This is a genomic window from Hydrogenophaga sp. PAMC20947 (assembly GCF_004795855.1).
In the GTDB taxonomy this organism is placed as follows: domain Bacteria; phylum Pseudomonadota; class Gammaproteobacteria; order Burkholderiales; family Burkholderiaceae_C; genus Hydrogenophaga.
The window spans coordinates 3,934,875-3,954,241 of sequence record NZ_CP039252.1 but is presented as its reverse complement, the minus strand read 5'-3'; the positions used below and the strand labels follow the sequence as shown (position 1 = coordinate 3,954,241).

The window sequence follows — 19,367 nt, the reverse complement described above, 5'->3', positions numbered from 1 at the left end:
GGTCTCCAGAGGGTTGCACGCCCACGGAAGGCGCGTCGGTGATGCATTCGCGCTACGTTCAGCGTGTGCGCCGGCGTTACGCCGACGAATTGGCCTGCCTGCCGCCCGGGGTACCGACCCGGGAATTGCAGAAGCAGGCACTGATCACGCTGCGCGAGCGGGGGCTGGACATGCCGTCGGCGCTGCGGGTGTTGCGCCAGCTGGTGCTGGAGCGGCTGGCGGTGCTCGATTGCGAGCTGCAAGCCCCGCTCGCGGTGATCACGCTGGCCATGACCCACCTGGCCGAGATCGCACTGGACGAAGCCTGCAAGCTGGCCTGGGCCTACCTCGACGAGCTGCACGGCGCCCCCATCATCGACCCCAGCCGGGACAGCACTTTTGGCACCTTGGCGGATGCGGCGGCAGCCGAACCCGACCCGGGACCCCAACGGGCCCAGATGTGGGTGGTGGGCATGGGCAAGCTGGGCGCGCGCGAGCTCAACGTGTCCAGCGACATCGACCTGATCTACGTTTACGACCACGACGGCGAAACCGCGGGCAACGAACAAGGCCGCAACCGCATCAGCAACCACGAGTACTTCGGCAAAGCGGTCAAACACATCTACAACACCGTGGGCGAGACCACCGAGCACGGCCAGGTGTTCCGGGTGGACCTGGCGCTGCGGCCCAATGGCAACTCGGGGCCCAGCGCGGTGTCGCTGGGTGCGCTGGAAGAATATTTCCTGGTGCAAGGGCGCGAATGGGAGCGTTTTGCCTGGCTCAAGAGCCGGGTGATCGCGCCGCGCGCCAGCGTGAAGGGCGGCAACGCCAGCGCCCTGCGCGGGGCGGTGTTGCCGTTTGTCTTTCGCAAGTACCTCGACTACAGCGTGTTTGACGCGCTGCGCATCCTGCACCGGCAGATCCGCGAACACGCCACCAAGCGCGCCGCCGGCAATCCGGGCCGGGCCAATGATGTGAAGCTCTCACGCGGCGGCATCCGCGAAATCGAATTCACGGTGCAGCTGCTGCAGGTGGTGCGCGGGGGCCAGTTTCCCGAGCTGCGCACCCGGCCCACGCTGGACGCGCTGGAGCGGCTCTGCCGCGCCAACCTCATGGCCCCGGCCACGGCCGATGCCCTGGCTTCGGCCTATGAGTTTTTGCGCCGGGTGGAGCACCGGGTGCAATACCTCGATGACCAGCAAACCCATGTATTGCCAACCCGGGACGACGACCTCGCCTGGCTGGCGGCCACCATGGGCTGCGCCAGCCTGTGCGAGTTTTTGCACACGCTGGACGCCCACCGCGAGACCGTGGCCCAGGAATTTGACACCCTGCTGGGCGGCCCGAGCCAGGACCGCTGCAATGGCAAGGGTTGCAGCAAGGCGACGGCGACGGACCTGCCCGATGTCTTGCCGCTCTTGCCCGAGGCCTTCGCGGCCAAGGTGGCCGCGTGGGGCGACCACCCCAGGGTGCAGTCGCTGCGGGACGATGCCCGCGCGCGGCTGGTGCGGCTGATCGAGCGCACCGGCGCCTGGATCGAAGAGGGCCGCGTGACCGAAACCGAGGCCCTGCGCCTGACCGACTGGATCGAGCCGCTGCTGCGCCGCGAGAGTTACCTGGCGATGTTGCAGGAACGGCCTTCGGTGCACGAGCGTTTGCTGCATTTGCTGGGCGCGGCCAAGTGGCCGGCGCGCTACCTGATCAAGCACCCCGGCGTGATCGACGAGCTGGCCAGCGAACAGCTGCTGACCGAGCGCTTTGACGGCGTGCAGTTTGAGGCCGATATGGAGGCGCGCCGGGCGGCGCTGCAATCCACCGGCGAAGACGACGAAGAGTCCTTGCTCGACCTGCTGCGCCGCGCACACCACGCCGAAATGTTCCGCACCCTGGCGCGGGATCTGGAGGGGGTGTTGACGGTGGAGTTTGTGGCCGACGACCTCTCGGCCCTGGCCGATACGATCTTGAGCACCACGGCCCGCTGGTGCTGGAGCCGCCTGAAAAACCGCCACCGCGACGAACCCAGCTTTGCCATCATTGGCTACGGCAAGCTGGGCGGCAAGGAGCTGGGCTACGGCAGCGATCTGGACATCGTTTTTGTCTTTGACGACGACGATGAAAATGCCGGCGAAATCTACGCCGCGTTTGTGCGCAAGATGATCAACTGGCTCACGGTCAAGACGGCCGAGGGCGACTTGTTCGAGATCGACACCGCCCTGCGGCCCAACGGCAATTCGGGCCTGCTGGTGACCAGCTTCGACGCCTACGCCAACTACCAGCAAAAACGCGGCAGCAACACCGCCTGGACTTGGGAGCACCAGGCCATGACGCGGGCGCGGCCTGTGCTGGCGAGCCCGGCCATGGCCGAGCGATTTGAGTCGGTGCGGCTGGCGGTGATCACCGCCGAGCGCGACGCCGAAGCGCTGGCCGATGAAATCGCCGCCATGCGCGACAAGGTGCGCGCGGCACACCGGGTACCCAGCGAGCTGTTTGATGTGAAGCACAGCGTGGGCGGCATGGTGGATGTGGAGTTTGCGGTGCAGTACATGGTGTTGGCGCATTCACACGCCCACCCGGAAATGCAGCCCAACCTGGGCAACATCAAGATGTTGCACCGCGCCGAACGGGTGGGCCTGCTGCCGCCGGGCATGGGCACCACTTCGGCCGACGCTTACCGCACGCTGCGCAAGATTCAACACCGGGCGCGGCTGGACGAAACCTCCACCCAGATCGATCCTGAGCGCGTGGTGCAGGAGGTTGAAGCGGTGCGCGCGCTGTGGGCGTTTGTGTTGGGCGCTGCCCACGCATGACCGGGCGCATGGCTCCACCAACCGGCGGGGCTCAGCGCCGCAGCACCGCCCGCAGCCGCTCGCCCAGCTGGCTGCTGCTCTGCGCGCTGCACGGTGTGGCCAGCATGCTGCTGTGGTGGGCGGGTGAGAACACGCTCGAAGCCTTCATCTGGCGCGCCGACGGCTGGCTGTCCCAACCCTGGACGCTGTGGACCAGCGCCTGGGTGCACCTGAACACCCCGCAACTCATCATCAACCAGATCGGCCTGGGCTTCCTGGCGGCGTTTGCCTGGGTGGTGCGCCCGACGCTGGCTTGCAGCATGGCCTGGCTGCTGGCTTGGCCGCTGGCGCAGATCACCCTGCTCTGGTGGCCCCAGATCGGCTACGCGGCGGGCTTGTCGGGCGTGTTGCACGCGGGCGCCATGGTGCTGGCGATGCAGCTGGTGCGCCAGCGCATTCCCATTCCCAAGGCGCGGCGCTGGGGCAGCCTGCTGGGCCTGGGTCTGGTGGGCAAGCTGCTGGTGGAGCAGGGCTGGAGCCACCCGGTGGTGTGGGACAGCGCCAACGACATCTCCATCGTGCAGGCCGCCCACTTCACCGGCGCAGCCTGGGGCCTGGGACTGGGCTTGCTCATGGGCTGGCTGGTGGACCGATGGGACAAACGCGCGGCCCGGCGAAACCCGGCGTCTTCGGCCTCTTCGGCCTCTTCGCGGCAGGAAACCGTGCACCCTTGAGACGGGCTGGGCAGCGCTTCAACGCGCGCGTCGGGTTCGAAAACGTCTTGTTGCAGCAGGCTTCGGAACTTTTTTCAGCGCCCAACGCTCCATCAGGGCAGGCGGCATGGGCCCGGTTCAGCCGCCTGTTTCTCCTCAACGTTTTCAGCTCTGCGAAGCCGCTCGGGCCTCGGCCCGAATGCAATCCCGAGGCGCTACTCCTCCTCCCTCCCCCCCTTGTTCGCCACGGGGCGCTTCGCAGGCCTTTCTTTTTCCGCCCAGCGCGAGCCGAGTCAAGGCGAGCGGCTGCGCTTCTCCCCAGTCAGCCACACCGCACCAACCCACTCCGGCCAACGCAGGACGCACGTCCAGCAAGGCCGAGGGATGCCGTGTTGTCGGGCCGCTGGGGCATGGGCATCAAACCCAGCATCAGGTCAGCCATGCCCCCAGCCAGGGCACCGCGGAACCGGCTTCACCGGGCCGCCAGTGCCGCCCCCTGGGGGGTGACGCGCCTTCGGCGCGGTGCGGGGGTTACACCGGCGCCGTGTCGACGAAACTCTGCCGCAGCGCCAGCTTGTCGCCCAGCTTGTGCAGGTTCGGGTGGTCATTGCGCCAGTTGATCTCGGGGAAGCGGAAATCGAGGTAGCCCAGCGCGCAGCCGGCGGCCACATCGGAGAGGCTGAAGTGCACGCCCGAGCAAAACGGCTTGTCGCCCAGACCCTGGCCCAGGGCGTTCAGAGCGGCCTGGATTTTCACCATCTGGCGGTCGATCCAGGCCTGTGAGCGCTGCTCGGCGGTGCGACCGGGCCAGGTGGCCTCCAGGCGCGCGAGGATGGCCGCATCGAGCAGGCCATCGGCCAATGCTTCCCAGGTTTTGGTCTCGGCCCGCTCGCGGCCCGACGCTGGGATCAGCTTGCCCACGGGCGACAGGGTGTCCAGGTATTCCACGATCACACGGGAATCAAACACCGCTTCGCCGCCTTCCATCACCAGACAGGGCACTTTGCCCAGTGGATTGGATGTGGCGATCTGTGTATCGGCGGACCAGACGTCTTCGGTCAGAAACTGGTAGTCCAGCTTTTTCTCGGCCATAACGATGCGCACTTTGCGCACGTAGGGACTGGTGATGGCGCCAATGAGTTTCATGGGTGGTGCAGAAAGAGGGAAAGAAACCCCGGGCCGCCCATTTTAGCGAGCGATGCGCCCAATGTGGCTGACAGCCGGATTCAGGTGGGGTCCTTGTGTGTTGTTGCACGCTCCCAGGCACATAAAACCGGGGCTTTTCGGTCTGGAAAAAGGCTGCGGCCGGGGTTTGCGCCTCGCCCCGAGCAAAAATTCACCGGTTCCATTGTGTTTGCACGCTCAAGCACGCAAGCCCTCCCTGGGGCCTTTTCACACGGCTTTCCCAGGCGCGACAGGGGAAAACGGGGTGAACGGGGTGAAAAAGACCCCGCGCGGCGCTGGGTGCCGGTGTCGGAACGACCAGTTTGGTGCGGCGGCGCTCGCCTCCTACAATCCCCGGATGCGCCCAACATCCTCCGCCCCCTCTCCGATCACCCCCAACCCCGCTGCCGCTTTGTCGCCCATTTCAGCGCTTTCCCCGCTGGATGGCCGCTACGCCGGCCGCCTGGCCAACTTGCGCCCCTACATGAGCGAGCAGGGCTACATGCACCGCCGCGTGCAGGTGGAGATCGCCTGGTTCATCGCTTTGTCGGACGCCGGCTTTGACGAGTTCAAGCCGCTGTCGCCTGGCGCCCGCACCTACCTGATGGGGCTGGTGAAGAACTTCAGCGAAGCCGATGGCCTGGCGATCAAGGAAATCGAAAAGGTCACCAACCACGACGTGAAGGCGGTGGAGTACTGGATCAAGTCGAAGTTTGAGGCCCGGCCAGAGCTGCAGAAATCGGCAGAATTTGTACATTTCGCCTGCACCAGCGAAGACATCAACAACACCAGCCACGCCCTGCAACTCAAGGGCGGTCGCGACGCGGTTTTGCTGCCCGCGCTGGACAGCCTGATGGCCAAGCTGCGGGAAATGGCCCACGCCTTTGCAGCCGTGCCCATGCTCGCCCGCACCCACGGCCAGACCGCCAGCCCCACCACCGTGGGCAAAGAGATCGCCAACGTGGTGGTTCGCCTGAGCCTGGCCCGCGAAAAAATCGCCAGCGTCAAGCTCATGGGCAAGATGAACGGCGCCGTGGGCAACTACAACGCCCACCTCTCGGCCTGGCCCGAATTCGACTGGGAAGCCTTCAGCAAAAACGTGATCGAAACGCCGGAGCCCCTGGGCCTGGGCCTGACCTTCCAGCCCTACAGCATCCAGATCGAGCCACACGACTACATGGCCGAGCTGTTCGATGCCGTGGCGCGCACCAACACGATCCTGATCGACCTCTCGCGCGACATCTGGGGTTATGTGAGCCTGGGTTACTTCAAGCAGCGCCTGAAGGCCGGCGAAATCGGCTCCAGCACCATGCCGCACAAGGTCAACCCGATCGACTTCGAAAACGCCGAAGGCAACCTGGGCCTGGCCAATGCACTGCTCAAGCACCTGTCTGAAAAACTGCCGATCAGCCGCTGGCAGCGCGACCTGACCGACTCCACCGTGTTGCGCAACATGGGCGTGGCCCTGGGCTATGCGGTGCTGGCTTACCACTCCATGGGTGTGGGCCTGGGCAAACTGGAGCTCAACGAAGAGGCCTTGGCCGACGACCTCGATGCGTCGTGGGAAGTGCTGGCCGAGCCGATCCAGACCGTGATGCGCCGTTACGGCGTGGTGGGGGCCTACGAGAAGCTGAAGGAAGTCACGCGCGGCAAAACCGTGACCGCCGGAGCCCTGCACGAGCTCATCCGAAGCCTGGAAATCCCCCAAGCGGAAAAAGACCGCTTGCTGGCCATGACGCCCGGCAGCTACACCGGCATGGCCGCCGAATTGGCGCGCCGCATCTGAGGTAAAAAGCCCCCACGCTCCGCCGCTGCGCGGGTCGCTGCCCCCCGAGGGGGCTGATTCACCTTGGGGCGGCCCTGCGGTGAATCGCCTGTCCCCCCACCCTCCGCCGCTGCGCGGGTCGCTGCCCCCCGAGGGGGCTGATTCACCTTGGGGCGGCCCTGCGGTGAATCGCCTGTCCCCCCACCCTCCGCCGCTGCGCGGGTCGCTGCCCCCCGAGGGGGCTGATTCACCTTGGGGCGGCCCTGCGGTGAATCGCCTGTCCCCCCACCCTCCGCCGCTGCGCGGGTCGCTGCCCCCCGAGGGGGCTGATTCACCTTGGGGCGGCCCTGCGGTGAATCGCCTGTGCCCCCACCCTCCGCCGCTGCGCGGGTCGCTGCCTCCCGAGGGGGCTGATTCACCTTGGGGCGGCCCTGCGGTGAATCGCCTGTCCCCCCACCCTCCGCCGCTGCGCGGGTCGCTGCCCCCCGAGGGGGCTGATTCACCTTGGGGCGGCCCTGCGGTGAATCGCCTGTGCCCCCACCCTTCGCCGCTGCGCGGGTCGCGGCTTTATTCGATGGCGCGCTCGGCGTAGCGGTTGAAGCGCCAGGAATCGCCTTCCAGGGTGATGCGGCGCCAGGTGACCCGCTTTTCAGCCGGGGTCATCTCGGTCCAGCGCTGGACTTCATTGAAGTACCGCCCGCAGCCTTTGCAAACTTCATCGCCCTGGCTGGTCGAACAAATCGCTATGCAAGGCGTGTCGGGCTGTGTGTCGAACCAAGCCATCCACGCCGCGCGCGCTGCAGCGGGCATGTTTGCTTCGTCTGCGTCTGTCTGGTGGTGGTAAACCATCAAGGCATACACCTCGGCCAGTGCCGCCAGTTCGGGGCGCAACGCCAGGTGCTGATCCACCGGATCCCGCTTGCGCCAAAAATTGATCGAGGCCTCGATGTCGGCAATGTGGACGCTCGGCCTGCCATCGACACCCGGCGTGGGTGAGGCTTCGAGCGTCACCCGCCCTCTCCCCACGGCGAGCAAATGTCCAACAGGCAACCGTTGGGGTCGGTGATCAGAAAGCGTCTTTGGCCATAGAACTCGTTTTTCGGTTCTTGAAGAATGGGGAGTTGCATGCGCTGAGCGACTTCGAAGACGGCGTCCACATCGGGCACAACAAAGGTCACATACATGCCTGTAGGCCGCTCTTGGAACCCAGACGGCACCAATTCGCTGGTACGGTTGATGATGCCGAATTCAATTTCTGGGTGTGCAGGGCTTTGCAACTGCACATACCAGTCGCTGTCGAATTTGACTTCGAAGCCGAGCAACTCCACATAAAAATCGCGGCTGCGCGGCAGATCGTCGGAACAGATGTTGGTGAGGATGCGGTTGAATGCCATGGTTCGGCCCTTGCAGACTGCGGGAGGCATTGGAGCCCCCTCAACGAGAATGATAGCGAGCCTTGGAAAAACCAGGCGGGCCAAGGGCCGACGCCTACGGCCATCGATCGATACAATCCATGCTCCTCTAGAAGGTAGATGACTCGGCAATGCTTGGTCATGGGTTTGCCTTCGTTGCACCGGGTTGCACTAGCCCCTTCTTTGCTTTGATGAAGCCGTTGGACGCGCTTCTCCCTCCTTACTCTACTCGGCGCAATATATGGAATTCCTGACATCCGCCCCGTTTTGGGTGGCCCTGGGCCAGATCATCATCATCGACATCCTGCTCGGCGGCGACAACGCCGTGGTGATCGCGCTGGCCTGCCGCAAATTGCCCCCCGCACAGCGCGCCAAAGGCATCATGTGGGGCACGGCAGGGGCCATCGTCTTGCGGGTGGTGCTCATCCTGTTTGCGATGACCTTGCTCAACCTGCCCTTCCTCAAGTTTGTGGGGGCCCTGCTGCTCGTGTGGATTGGTGTGAAGCTCATCGCGCCCGACGAAGACGACCACAGCAACGTTCAGGGCAGCGACAAGCTTTTTGCCGCCATCAAAACCATCATCGTGGCCGACCTGGTGATGAGCGTGGACAACGTCATCGCCATCGCCGGCGCGGCGCAAAACTCGGGCGAACACTCCACACTGCTGGTGGTGCTGGGCCTGCTGATCTCCATCCCGATCATCGTGGCCGGCAGCCAGCTGGTGATCAAGCTCATGGCGCGCTTCCCCTTCATCATCGTGGCCGGCGGCATGTTGCTGGGCTGGATCGCCGGCGGCATGCTGGTCACCGACCCGGTTTTTGCCAACCCCGAGCAATGGCAGTGGATGGCCAAGATCCCTCAATCGTCCATCGTGAAGTACGGCGCGGCCGTGGCAGGTGCGTTGCTGGTGCTGGTGATTGGCAAGGCCCTGGCCAGCAAACAGCCCCCCGCCGAAGCCGTATGAAGCCCCTTTTTGCTCCGGCGGCGCCCGGTGCTATGCTGCGCCCATGAAACTTATCCTGACCTGGCTGCTCGCCGCCTGTGCCCTGCTGTTGGTGGCCTACATGTACCCCGGCGTTGAAGTGCGCAGCTTCCCCTCAGCGCTGATCGCGGCAGCCGTCATTGGCCTGTTCAACATGCTGCTGCGGCCGGTGCTGGTGGTGCTCACGTTGCCGGTCACAGTGGTCACGCTGGGCCTGTTCCTGTTTGTGATCAATGCCCTGCTGTTCTGGGCAGCGGCCAGCGTGCTCGACGGCTTCTACGTCGCCGGCTTCTGGGCCGCCTTGCTCGGCTCGGTGATTTATTCGGTGTTGATGCTGGCGGTCAACACCGCCGTGAGCTCACTTCTCTCGCGCTAACGCTTTCAGCTGCGCCTCGACCTCGCGCCGGCGCACATCCACGATCGCCAGTTCCATGGCGTCGGCCTGGCGATCGGCCGCCGGCAAGGCCTGCGCCGCCTTGAAGCGCTCCGCCGCCCCTTCGTAATCCATGACGGCCGCCCGCGCCTCGGCCTCGGATCGCACCGAGCGCAAGCGCTGGCCGGTGGCCGCCTGCACACGCGACAAGGTCTGCCAGGCCAGCGCATCGCGCGGGTGGCCCACCACCCAGCTCTGCAAACGCCCGGCGGCAAGCTGCGGTGCCTGCGTGGCCAAAGCGGCCTGCGCACCCATCAGGAGCTGGGCCCGGCTGTCGCCCGCCAGCGCCTTGTCGCGCAGCGCCGCCAGGCGGGGGGCTTGGCCGCCATTGGGCGCAGCGACCAGGATCTCGATCAGCAAGGCATCCACCGTCTGCGCCTCTTCGGCGGGCACGGCCTCGCGCAACGACTGCGCCAGCTTCTGCGCCAGCGCATATTGGTTCAGCCGCAAGGCCGACAAAGCTGCCGCGTACCGATCACCCAGCGAAGCCGACGCCAACTGGCCCGCCTGCAACCAGGCGCTCCAGCGATCCGGCGCGCTGTCGGCGAGCACCCGCGCGCGCGCCGCCATCAAGCTGTGCAAGGTCTTTGACAAGCCCGTGTCCATGCGCGGCGTCACCGGCGCCGTGCGCAGCGGCCCCACGGGTCCATTGGCCGTGGCCGCCGCGGCCAGCGGCAAACGGGCGTGCATGTCGGCGATGCGCTCGGTGGTCAGCGGGTGGCTGCGCAAATAGGGGAAAGCGCCGTCGTCGTTCAGGCGGGAAGCCTGCTGCAGCTTGTCAAACATGCTGACAAATCCGCGCCCCTCAAACCCCGCAGCGGTCATCACCCCAAAGCCCACCCGGTCGGCCTCACGCTCCATGTCCCGCGAAAAGTTCAGCTGGTTTTGCACCGCCAGTGCCTGGCTGCCCGCGATGGCCGCGTTCGCCACGTCCACGCTGTTGCGTGCGGCCAGCGCGCCCAGGATCATGGCGCCCATCAACAAGGGCGCGTCACGCGCCTGGCGGGTGATCATGCGGGAGATGTGGCGCTGAGACACATGGCTCATTTCGTGTGCCAGCACACTGGCCACCTCTTCAGGCGAATCTGTCACCGCAATCAAGCCCAGGTTGACCCCCATGTAGCCCCCCGGCAAGGCAAACGCGTTCACCTCCTTGACACGGTTGATCATCAGCTCCCAGGCCAGGCGCTCCGAAAGCTCCGGCGGCACATCGCCGCGCGCACGGCCCGCCGCCAGCAGCGGCTGCCAGATCGCCTGCAGGTAGTCCACCAGCACCGGGTCGTCCAGGTAGTCCGGGTCCTGGTAGATCTGGCGGGCAATGCTGTCGCCCAGCCGGCGCTCGTCGGCGATCGACATGTCGGAGCCGTCGCCCAGTCCGGGCAAACCGCCAGAGGCGAGCGGCGGTGAAGCCGTGTTCCCAGAGGCTGACGCAGATGACGCCGCCGGCGCCGATCCCGTGGTTTGCGCCTGAGCCAGCGCCCAAGGTTGGGCAACCAGCATGGCCGCGAGTGCGGTCGCCGTCAGGCGTTGCCACAGCGGGCGGGCGGGTTTTGGGGTGGGCATGGGCATGGTGGCAAGTGCGTGCATCCCCGTATGATGCCGCCAACGCCGCAAGGTTTCCGTAAAGCGCAAGCAAATCTCGCCATGACTGACCCCAACCACCCCATCGCCCCCCTGGTCTCTGCCCCTGCCGACACCACCAGCCCTTTGACGCACTTTGACGCGCAAGGCCAGGCCCATATGGTGGATGTGGGCGACAAAGCCAGCACCAAGCGAACCGCAGTGGCCGAAGGCCGCATCACCATGGAGCCCTCCACCCTGGCGCTGATCCAGAGCGGTACCGCCAAAAAAGGCGATGTGCTCGGCATTGCCCGCATCGCCGGCATCCAGGGCGCCAAGCGCACCAGCGACCTGATTCCCCTGTGCCACCCCATCGCCCTCACCCGCGTGGCCGTGGAGTTCGAGGTCGAAACAGCCTCCAACAGCGTGCGCTGCCGCACCACCGCCGAATGCACCGGCCAGACCGGCGTGGAAATGGAAGCCCTCTCAGCCGTGAGCGTGGCCCTGCTCACCATTTACGACATGTGCAAGGCCGTGGACCGGGGCATGACGATCGGTGGGGTGAAGCTGGTGGAGAAGATGGGTGGGAAAAGCGGGCATTTTGTGGCGCCGAGCTAAAAGGGGAGCGCCTTCAAAAGAAGCCGTCCACCGGCGCGTAGCCGACCATTTCACCCCGGGCGTTCACAAGCGCGACCCAGTCCAGTTGTTTGCTCGACGTCAAAGGTAAAAATCGCAAGCTTTTGCTGGATTGTCCGGTCGCCTGCACCGCCTATTCCAGAATTTTGCGGTCAGTGGGCCGCGCGGCGATCAAATCATCAATCGGGCGTACTTTGAGCAGCAACGCAGGAACAACCGCATCAACAGGGAGCCACCAGTCCGGCCGCATTCCCGGCGATACGCCTTGCAGCGAACTCTCAGCACTCTGCATCGCTTCCTCAGTCGAACGGGCTTGTCTTACGCCCACCATATTCAGGCCTACAAAGGGCAATGAGCGGTAGCCTTCTGGCGCAGCAGTCAGCCGCTCAAGCTGAACCTCATTGGCGGTCACTATGAGCAACCGATCCGTCTCAAATGCCAGCACCACAGGACGCGCATCAAACACCGAAGTCAGTCCGTATGCCAGCGCTATCACTTGCACCATCGCGACCACCGAAAGGTCAACCCAGCGCTCTCGTCTGGATTTTTTTGGGCTGGCCAGCACCAAGGTCAACAAAGGTCCACAAACCACGTCCACTACTAGAAGAATCAACAGAATGCCGGCAATCCCCAGCATGGTTCGCCAAGGGCGGGGATACCATAACGTGAGTACACACCAAACAGCCAGCGAAACCACCACAAGGCTGACACCCAGATGGGCCAAGGCCCAACGCCCTGCAAAACGAGCGCGAGAGGGTGCAGACTTGAAATCAGGACAGCACAGTGCAGGAGGCCGGGGCATAGATTCCCTTCGAGATTCAGGCGAAGACCTCGATTTTTGCATTCCTCAAACCAACAAGTTTGCCAACTTTTCAGAATACGAAGAAACAAAAGCCAACCGCTTTCACAAGTGGTTGGCTTTTCGGCTAGTCCCTAAGGTGCGTTGCACCCCGTGGGATTTCGGAAGCGTATTAACGGCACGCAGCAGGGCGGTACTTCGCGACCAATGTGCCACCGGTACAGGTCCAACCGATGCGATCGGTTGGGATGGTGCCAGCAACCAGCACTGGATCTGGTACAAAGGTAACCGTTCCACCACCTGCGCGAGCCGTGGTCGTCACGGTGATCACACCATCAGCGGCAATCGCAGCAGATGTCATATTAGGAGTGGCTGAAGGTGCAACCCAACCCGACGCAAGGGTTTGCCCGTTGGCGGCGTTTTCAGCTACAGCAATTTTGGCAGCGGAAGCGGCAACCAACGATTCAGACACGCGAGCACGCACGGTGTAGTCCTGGTAAGCGGGCAGAGCCACAGCAGCCAGAATACCGATGATGGCCACCACGATCATCAATTCGATGAGGGTAAAACCCTTTTGCATTTTTTGCATAGAACGATTCATGAGAAAACTCCTTGAATGGGGGGAACAAAAACCACGATGAGTGGAAGACGGGGTTTACTCAGCAGGGACCGTGCCAGCGTGAAATAGGCGGTTTTTCTTGCGCTATTTCACGGTTGGGGCCCATCAGGTGACATTTTGTGCAGTCTGATGGCGGTAAGCGGTGACGTTTTTCGTCACCTTAGGGCTTTGTGACAATAATTGTCACCGTGTTTCAATCGGTGAACCAGCCCCGTCGCACCACCCCTAAACCGGCACACCCATCACAGATCAAACGTCTGCCCCGCGCTCAGCCAACGGATATCGTGGCGCACACCACCGTCCCGGCTGGGCAGCTCGTCAAAGCGCTGGGTCTCCTCCATGATCGGCCCGGGCTCTGGCTGACGCCCAGATGGGCCAATGCCCAACGTGCGGCAAAACGAGCGCGTGAGAGTGCAGACTTGAAATCAGGACAGCGCAGTGCAGGAGGCCGGGGCATAGATTCCCTTCGAGATTCAGGCGAAGACCTCGATTTTTGCATTCCTCAAACCAACAAGTTTGCCAACTTTTCAGAATACGAAGAAACAAAAGCCAACCGCTTTCACAAGTGGTTGGCTTTTCGGCTAGTCCCTAAGGTGCGTTGCACCCCGTGGGATTTCGGAAGCGTATTAACGGCACGCAGCAGGGCGGTACTTCGCGACCAATGTGCCACCGGTACAGGTCCAACCGATGCGATCGGTTGGGATGGTGCCAGCAACCAGCACTGGATCTGGTACAAAGGTAACCGTTCCACCACCTGCGCGAGCCGTGGTCGTCACGGTGATCACACCATCAGCGGCAATCGCAGCAGATGTCATATTAGGAGTGGCTGAAGGTGCAACCCAACCCGACGCCAAGGCTTGCCCGTTGGCGGCATTTTCAGCCACGGCAATTTTGGCAGCGGAAGCGGCAACCAACGATTCAGACACGCGAGCACGCACGGTGTAGTCCTGGTAAGCGGGCAGAGCCACAGCAGCCAGAATACCGATGATGGCCACCACGATCATCAATTCGATGAGGGTAAAACCTTTTTGCATTTTTTGCATAGAACGATTCATGAGAAAACTCCTTGAATGGGGGGAACAAAAACCACGATGGGAAGAAGACATGTTTTATGGAGCAGGGACCGTGCCAACTTGAGATAGGCGGTTTTTCTTGCGCTATTTCACGGCTGGGGCCCATCAGGTGACATTTTGTGCAGTCTGATGCGGTAAGCGGTGACGTTTTTTGTCACCGTGTTTCAAGCGGTGAACCAGCCCCGTCGCACCACCCCTAAACCGGCACACCCTTCACAGATCAAACGTCTGCCCCGCGCTCAGCCAACGGACATCGTGGCGCGCACCACCGCCCCGGCTGGGCAGCTCGTCAAAGCGCTGGGTCTCCTCCATGATCAGCCCGGGCTCTGGCTGACGCCCAGATGGGCCAAGGCCCAACGCCCTGCAAAACGAGCGCGAGAGGGTGCAGACTTGAAATCAGGACAGCACAGTGCAGGAGGCCGGGGCATAGATTCCCTTCGAGATTCAGGCGAAGACCTCGATTTTTGCATTCCTCAAACCAACAAGTTTGCCAACTTTTCAGAATACGAAAAAACAAAAGCCAACCGCTTTCACAAGTGGTTGGCTTTTCAGCTAGTCCCTAAGGTGCGTTGCACCCCGTGGGATTTCGGAAACGTATTAACGGCACGCAGCAGGGCGGTACTTCGCGACCAATGTGCCACCGGTACAGGTCCAACCGATGCGATCGGTTGGGATGGTGCCAGCAACCAGCACTGGATTTGGTACAAAGGTAACCGTTCCACCACCTGCGCGAGCCGTGGTTGTCACGGTGATCACACCATCAGCGGCAATCGCCGCAGATGTCATATTAGGAGTGGCTGAAGGTGCAACCCAACCCGATGCAAGGGCTTGCCCGTTGGCGGCGTTTTCAGCTACTGCAATTTTGGCAGCGGAAGCGGCAACCAACGATTCAGACACGCGAGCACGCACGGTGTAGTCCTGGTAAGCGGGCAGTGCCACAGCAGCCAGAATACCGATGATGGCCACCACAATCATCAATTCGATGAGGGTAAAACCTTTTTGCATTTTTTGCATAGAACGATTCATGAGAAAACTCCTTGAATGGGGGGAACAAAAACCACGATAGGTGGACGACGGGGTTTACTCAGCAGGGACCGTGCCAGCGTGAAATAGGCGGTTTTTCTTGCGCTATTTCACGGTTGGGGCCCATCAGGTGACATTTTGTGCAGTCTGATGCGGTAAGCGGTGACGTTTTTTGTCACCGTGTTTCAAGCGGTGAACCAGCCCCGTCGCACCACCCCTAAACCGGCACACCCTTCACAGATCAAACGTCTGCCCCGCGCTCAGCCAACGGACATCGTGGCGCGCACCACCGCCCCGGCTGGGCAGCTCGTCAAAGCGCTGGGTCTCCTCCATGATCAGCCCGGGCTCTGGCTGACGCCCAGATGGGCCAAGGCCCAACGCCCTGCAAAACGAGCGCGAGAGGGTGCAGACTTGAAATCAGGACAGCACAGTGCAAGAGGCCGGGGCATAGATTCCCTTCGAGATTCAGGCGAAGACCTCGATTTTTGCATTCCTCAAACCAACAAGTTTGCCAACTTTTCAGAATACGAAGAAACAAAAGCCAACCGCTTTCACAAGTGGTTGGCTTTTCGGCTAGTCCCTAAGGTGCGTTGCACCCCGTGGGATTTCGGAAGCGTATTAACGGCACGCAGCAGGGCGGTACTTCGCGACCAATGTGCCACCGGTACAGGTCCAACCGATGCGATCGGTTGGGATGGTGCCAGCAACCAGCACTGGATCTGGTACAAAGGTAACCGTTCCACCACCTGCGCGAGCCGTGGTCGTCACGGTGATCACACCATCAGCGGCAATCGCAGCGCTGGCCAGGTTGGGCGTCGCTGCAGGAGCGATCCAGCCCGATGCAAGGGCTTGCCCGTTGGCGGCATTTTCAGCTACAGCAATTTTGGCAGCGGAAGCGGCAACCAACGATTCAGACACGCGAGCACGCACGGTGTAGTCCTGGTAAGCGGGCAGAGCCACAGCAGCCAGAATACCGATGATGGCCACCACGATCATCAATTCGATGAGGGTGAAACCTTGTTGCAATTTGCGCTTCATGAGAAAACTCCTTGACTGAGGGTGGAACAAAAACCACGATGGTTAAAAGACGGATCGCATTTAGCAGGGACCGTGCCAACTAGAAATGACGGGGTTTTCTTGCGCTATTTCACGGTTGGGGCCCACCAGGTGACAATTTGTGCGGCCTGGGCTCCATAGGCGGTGACGTTTTTTGTCACCGTGTTTCAAGCGGTGAACCAGCCCTGTCGCACCACCACCCCCTCACCTGCCCTTCCATCACAGATCAAACGTCTGCCCCGCGCTCAGCCAACGGATATCGTGGCGCACACCACCATCCCGGCTGGGCAGCTCGTCGAAGCGCTGAATCTCTTCCATGATCAGTCCAGTCTCAGCCGGCTTGGTGTGGGTGATGTAGATGGGGTAGCGCTGATCGCTGCGGATCTGGTCGAGCTCTGAGGCCAGCACACTGGGGGCCAGGTGCAGGCTGCGGTGGGCCAGGTCTTTCTCACGGTCGCTGAAGGCGGTCTCGATGATGAGCATGGCCACTTGCAGCTGGTTGACCCGGCGCCAGAAGGCCGGGTTGCGCTCGGTGTCGCCGCTGAAGACCCAGTAGCCTGTAGGGGACGCAGCGGCGTAACCCACGGCTGGCACGGTGTGCACGGCGGGCAAGACTTCAATGGATTTACCGCCCACGTCCAGCACTTCGCCTTCAGCAAGGGGCACAAAGCGCATCAAGGGCGCTTCGGCGCTGGGGATGGCGGCGAAGTCGGGCCAGATCAGGTTGTTGAAGATGTGTACCCGCAAGGCCGCTATGGTGCCGGGCAGGGCATGGACCTGCAGGGGCGGTGCTTTCGCGGCCAGGCGCAAGGCGGCCACGGCATCGAGCATGAGCGGGAGGCTGGCGACATGGTCCAGGTGGGAATGGGTGAGCAGCACATGGTTGATGCGCGCCATTTCCGCCAGGCTCAGATCGCCCACGCCGGTGCCGGCGTCGATCAAAACATCGTCGTCCAGCAAAAAAGAGGTGGTGCGGCAGCCTTGCGCGATCGCGCCGGAGCAGCCCAGGACTTTGACCCTCATTGGTGGTGTGCGTTGGTGTTGGTTCAGCCCGGACAAGCGGCAAGCAAGCCAACCTGTCCGGCGGGGGTTATTTGGTGTTCAGTTGGGTCGTGCCGTCCCAATCGGGACTGGGCGGCGACCGCTTCAAGGAGACTACCCGCTCTGCGTAAAGCCGGTAAAGGACTTTTTCCTCGTTCTGACGCCGGAGATTGAGCAAATGCACCTCGCAGGCGTCCCAGTCGCGCGCTTGCCACGCGGCCCAGGCCCGCTTCCATTCACGCAACTCATCGGTCTGCGCCGGCGACAGCTGTTCACGCAGGCCCAGCGGGGTGTAGATGTCAACGGCCTGGGCTTTGCCTTTGACGCGGACCCGGTCCAGCTGCTGCCAGGCATAGGCAGGCGCTTGCGCACGGGTGGCCTCACTCACCACGATATCCACGCCGTACAGGCGAGACAACGCCTCCAGCCGCGCGCCCAGGTTCACCGCATCGCCGATCACGGTGTAGCTGCGGCGCACGTCTGAGCCCATGTCGCCCACACACATGTCGCCGGTGTTGATCCCCAGGCCCACCCCAATGGCACTCAGGCCGACGGCGGCTCGCTCGCGGTTGATGACATGAATGGCTTCGGCCATGGCGAGCGCTGTTTGCACCGCCTTGTGGGCATGGTCGGGCAGGTCAACCGGCGCACCCCAGAACGCCATCACACAATCGCCCATGTATTTGTCGATGGTGCCGAGGTGGTTTCGGATGATGTGTGTGAGGCGACTGAAGACCTGGTTGAGCAGGGCCTGCAGCGCCGTGGGCGACATGGTTTCCGCGATCTGGGTGAAGCCCCGCATGTCGCAAAACATCACGGTGAGCTCGCGGGTCTGGGCCTGCATGGAGTAGCTGGCCGGGTCCTTGACCATTTCTTCCACCAGCGTGGGTGGCACATAGGTGCCAAAGAGCTGCGCCAGCGCCCGCTTGGACCGGCTCTCCACCAGATAGCCATAGCTCATGTTGAGGGCAAAGGCGAGGCCGGCCATGACGAGGGTGCTGGCCAACGGCAAGACCAGGCCATGACCCAGGTACAGCCAGGTGTTCAGGCCCACAATGGCCGCCACCACGGCCACGCTCAGGGCCACCGCGCGGGCCGCGCTGAGCAGGGGCAAGGCCAGGGCCAGCAACAGGCCAGCGCACACCAGCACCAGCAGCTCGTAGCCGAGCGCGTAATCGGGTTGCGTGATCAGTTCGCCATCGAGCAAGCCGGCGATCAAATTGGCATGGGTTTCAACGCCCGGGTAGGTCTCGCCCACCGGGGTCACCCGCAAATCCAGCAAACCGGGCGCGGTGGTGCCCACCAGCACGATTTTGTTGGCCAGTTGCCCCGGCGCCAGCCGACCGGCCAGCACGTCAGCCGCCGACACATAGGTGAACGAGCCCCCCTGAGGGCCGCCTCGCCCCCGGAAGGGCACCAGGGTTGAAACCCGGTCGTTCACCGGAATCGCCAGCCGCGATCCCTCACGCACCAGCTGCACACTCTCCAGCGCCTGGTACGACCGGGGCAACAGGCCCACTTGGGCAAACCCGGGCGCCACCTGGGGCGAACCCAGCAACAAACGGAACATGGCCAGTCCCAGCGACTCGTAATAACGCCCACCGTGTTCGGCCAGCAGCGGCAAGGAGCGGACCACCCCGTCGCCGTCGGTGATTGCGTTGAAAAACCCGGCGCGTGGCGCCGCCTGGGCCAGCGGCGCGATGTTGGCGCCAAAGCCGTCCCATTGTGTGGCCAACACGCTGCGCCCGCCCAAAGCGCTGCTGTCCATCACCGGTGCAGGCAACACACCGCTGGTGCGGCCATCGCGGTCGCTGGTGAAGTAATAGCCCAACACCACCGGCCTGCCCTGGATGGCCCGGGCCAGCTGGGCATCGTGGTCGAGCTCTGGCGTCAGGGCCTGCACGCGCTCGGCAAAACCGGGCTGATCGGCGAAAGCCCCCCGGGCCAGCGCCTGCAACTGCGCCAGGCCGGAGCTGGTGTCGGCCTCGGCGAACACGGTGTCAAAGCCCAGCAACGCGATGGACTGCTGCTCAAAGAGGATGTCGGTCAGACGCGCCATGTGGTTGCGGGACCAGGGCCACCGACCCACTTCGGCCAGGCTCTTTTCGTCGATGTCGACGATCACCACCCGGCTGTCCAGCGTGCCCGGCATGGTGGCGCGCAGGCGCGCGTCGAAGATGATGTTGTCCAGGCGGTTCAGCACCCCCATGGGTGCCACGCCCACGGCGTGCAACACCGCAAAAACGAGTGGGAGCAGCGTGACCGCCACCCGGGCACCGTGGCGGCTCAAGGCTTGCACCAGCGATAACATCCACATCGGGGGTGC

General features: G+C 63.3%; 17 protein-coding genes. 6 read left to right on the top strand and 11 right to left on the bottom strand.

What is annotated here, in order from left to right:
• The first annotated feature begins 41 nt into the window (after window positions 1–41).
• Window positions 42–2,786 (top strand): bifunctional [glutamate--ammonia ligase]-adenylyl-L-tyrosine phosphorylase/[glutamate--ammonia-ligase] adenylyltransferase, encoded by a 2,745-nt coding sequence (gene glnE / locus E5678_RS18090; protein ID WP_136179821.1) that lies wholly within the window; start codon window positions 42–44, stop codon window positions 2,784–2,786.
• A gap of 8 nt (window positions 2,787–2,794) precedes the next feature.
• Entirely contained in the window at window positions 2,795–3,499 is a 705-nt protein-coding gene (locus E5678_RS18085; RefSeq protein WP_136179820.1) for a hypothetical protein, read from the top strand.
• 510 nt (window positions 3,500–4,009) lie between these two features.
• On the opposite strand, the gene E5678_RS18080 is transcribed toward E5678_RS18085, so the two are convergent.
• Entirely contained in the window at window positions 4,010–4,624 is a 615-nt protein-coding gene (locus E5678_RS18080) for a glutathione S-transferase C-terminal domain-containing protein (RefSeq protein ID WP_136179819.1), read from the bottom strand.
• A gap of 376 nt (window positions 4,625–5,000) precedes the next feature.
• Between E5678_RS18080 and purB the strand changes: the two genes are divergently transcribed.
• Window positions 5,001–6,428 (top strand): adenylosuccinate lyase, encoded by a 1,428-nt coding sequence (purB, locus tag E5678_RS18075; protein WP_136179818.1) that lies wholly within the window; start codon window positions 5,001–5,003, stop codon window positions 6,426–6,428.
• Window positions 6,429–6,974: 546 nt separating this feature from the next.
• Here purB and E5678_RS18070 read toward each other — a convergent pair.
• Window positions 6,975–7,418 (bottom strand): DUF3717 domain-containing protein, encoded by a 444-nt coding sequence (locus E5678_RS18070; protein ID WP_136179817.1) that lies wholly within the window; start codon window positions 7,416–7,418, stop codon window positions 6,975–6,977.
• The gene (locus E5678_RS18065) at window positions 7,415–7,801 is read right to left on the bottom strand and encodes a VOC family protein (protein ID WP_136179816.1); all 387 of its coding nucleotides are present in this window, start codon (window positions 7,799–7,801) and stop codon (window positions 7,415–7,417) included. The genes E5678_RS18070 and E5678_RS18065 overlap by 4 nt, the downstream gene beginning before the upstream one ends.
• A gap of 259 nt (window positions 7,802–8,060) precedes the next feature.
• Between E5678_RS18065 and E5678_RS18060 the strand changes: the two genes are divergently transcribed.
• Both E5678_RS18060 and E5678_RS18055 read left to right on the top strand, forming a co-directional pair.
• On the top strand, window positions 8,061–8,783 hold the full coding sequence (locus tag E5678_RS18060; protein ID WP_136179815.1) for a TerC family protein: 723 nt from the start codon (window positions 8,061–8,063) through the stop codon (window positions 8,781–8,783).
• Between the two features lie 43 nt (window positions 8,784–8,826).
• Entirely contained in the window at window positions 8,827–9,177 is a 351-nt protein-coding gene (locus E5678_RS18055; protein WP_136179814.1) for a phage holin family protein, read from the top strand.
• On the opposite strand, the gene E5678_RS18050 is transcribed toward E5678_RS18055, so the two are convergent.
• Window positions 9,160–10,821, bottom strand: a complete 1,662-nt coding sequence (locus tag E5678_RS18050) for a M48 family metalloprotease (RefSeq protein WP_247596820.1) — start codon at window positions 10,819–10,821, stop codon at window positions 9,160–9,162. The two genes, E5678_RS18055 and E5678_RS18050, sit on opposite strands and share 18 nt — an antisense overlap.
• A gap of 153 nt (window positions 10,822–10,974) precedes the next feature.
• Here E5678_RS18050 and moaC point away from each other — a divergent pair, with 153 nt between their 5' ends.
• On the top strand, window positions 10,975–11,412 hold the full coding sequence (moaC, locus tag E5678_RS18045) for a cyclic pyranopterin monophosphate synthase MoaC (protein WP_247597050.1): 438 nt from the start codon (window positions 10,975–10,977) through the stop codon (window positions 11,410–11,412).
• 151 nt (window positions 11,413–11,563) lie between these two features.
• Here moaC and E5678_RS18040 read toward each other — a convergent pair whose 3' ends face one another.
• From E5678_RS18040 to E5678_RS18010, 7 genes are all read right to left on the bottom strand, one after another.
• Window positions 11,564–12,067, bottom strand: a complete 504-nt coding sequence (locus tag E5678_RS18040; protein ID WP_136179811.1) for a hypothetical protein — start codon at window positions 12,065–12,067, stop codon at window positions 11,564–11,566.
• 334 nt (window positions 12,068–12,401) lie between these two features.
• Window positions 12,402–12,830, bottom strand: coding sequence for a pilin (locus E5678_RS18035; protein ID WP_281728081.1), 429 nt, complete (start codon window positions 12,828–12,830; stop codon window positions 12,402–12,404).
• Window positions 12,831–13,474: 644 nt separating this feature from the next.
• Complete coding sequence (locus tag E5678_RS18030) at window positions 13,475–13,903, bottom strand: pilin (protein ID WP_281728080.1); 429 nt, start codon at window positions 13,901–13,903, stop codon at window positions 13,475–13,477.
• Window positions 13,904–14,518: 615 nt separating this feature from the next.
• Window positions 14,519–14,947: a pilin gene (locus E5678_RS18025; RefSeq protein WP_281728079.1), complete on the bottom strand. Its 429-nt coding sequence runs from the start codon at window positions 14,945–14,947 to the stop codon at window positions 14,519–14,521.
• 615 nt (window positions 14,948–15,562) lie between these two features.
• Window positions 15,563–15,982 (bottom strand): pilin, encoded by a 420-nt coding sequence (locus E5678_RS18020; protein ID WP_136179810.1) that lies wholly within the window; start codon window positions 15,980–15,982, stop codon window positions 15,563–15,565.
• Window positions 15,983–16,219: 237 nt separating this feature from the next.
• Window positions 16,220–17,023, bottom strand: a complete 804-nt coding sequence (locus E5678_RS18015) for a 3',5'-cyclic-nucleotide phosphodiesterase (RefSeq protein WP_136179809.1) — start codon at window positions 17,021–17,023, stop codon at window positions 16,220–16,222.
• Between the two features lie 67 nt (window positions 17,024–17,090).
• Window positions 17,091–19,358, bottom strand: coding sequence for an adenylate/guanylate cyclase domain-containing protein (locus E5678_RS18010; protein ID WP_247596819.1), 2,268 nt, complete (start codon window positions 19,356–19,358; stop codon window positions 17,091–17,093).
• Window positions 19,359–19,367 lie beyond the last annotated feature (9 nt).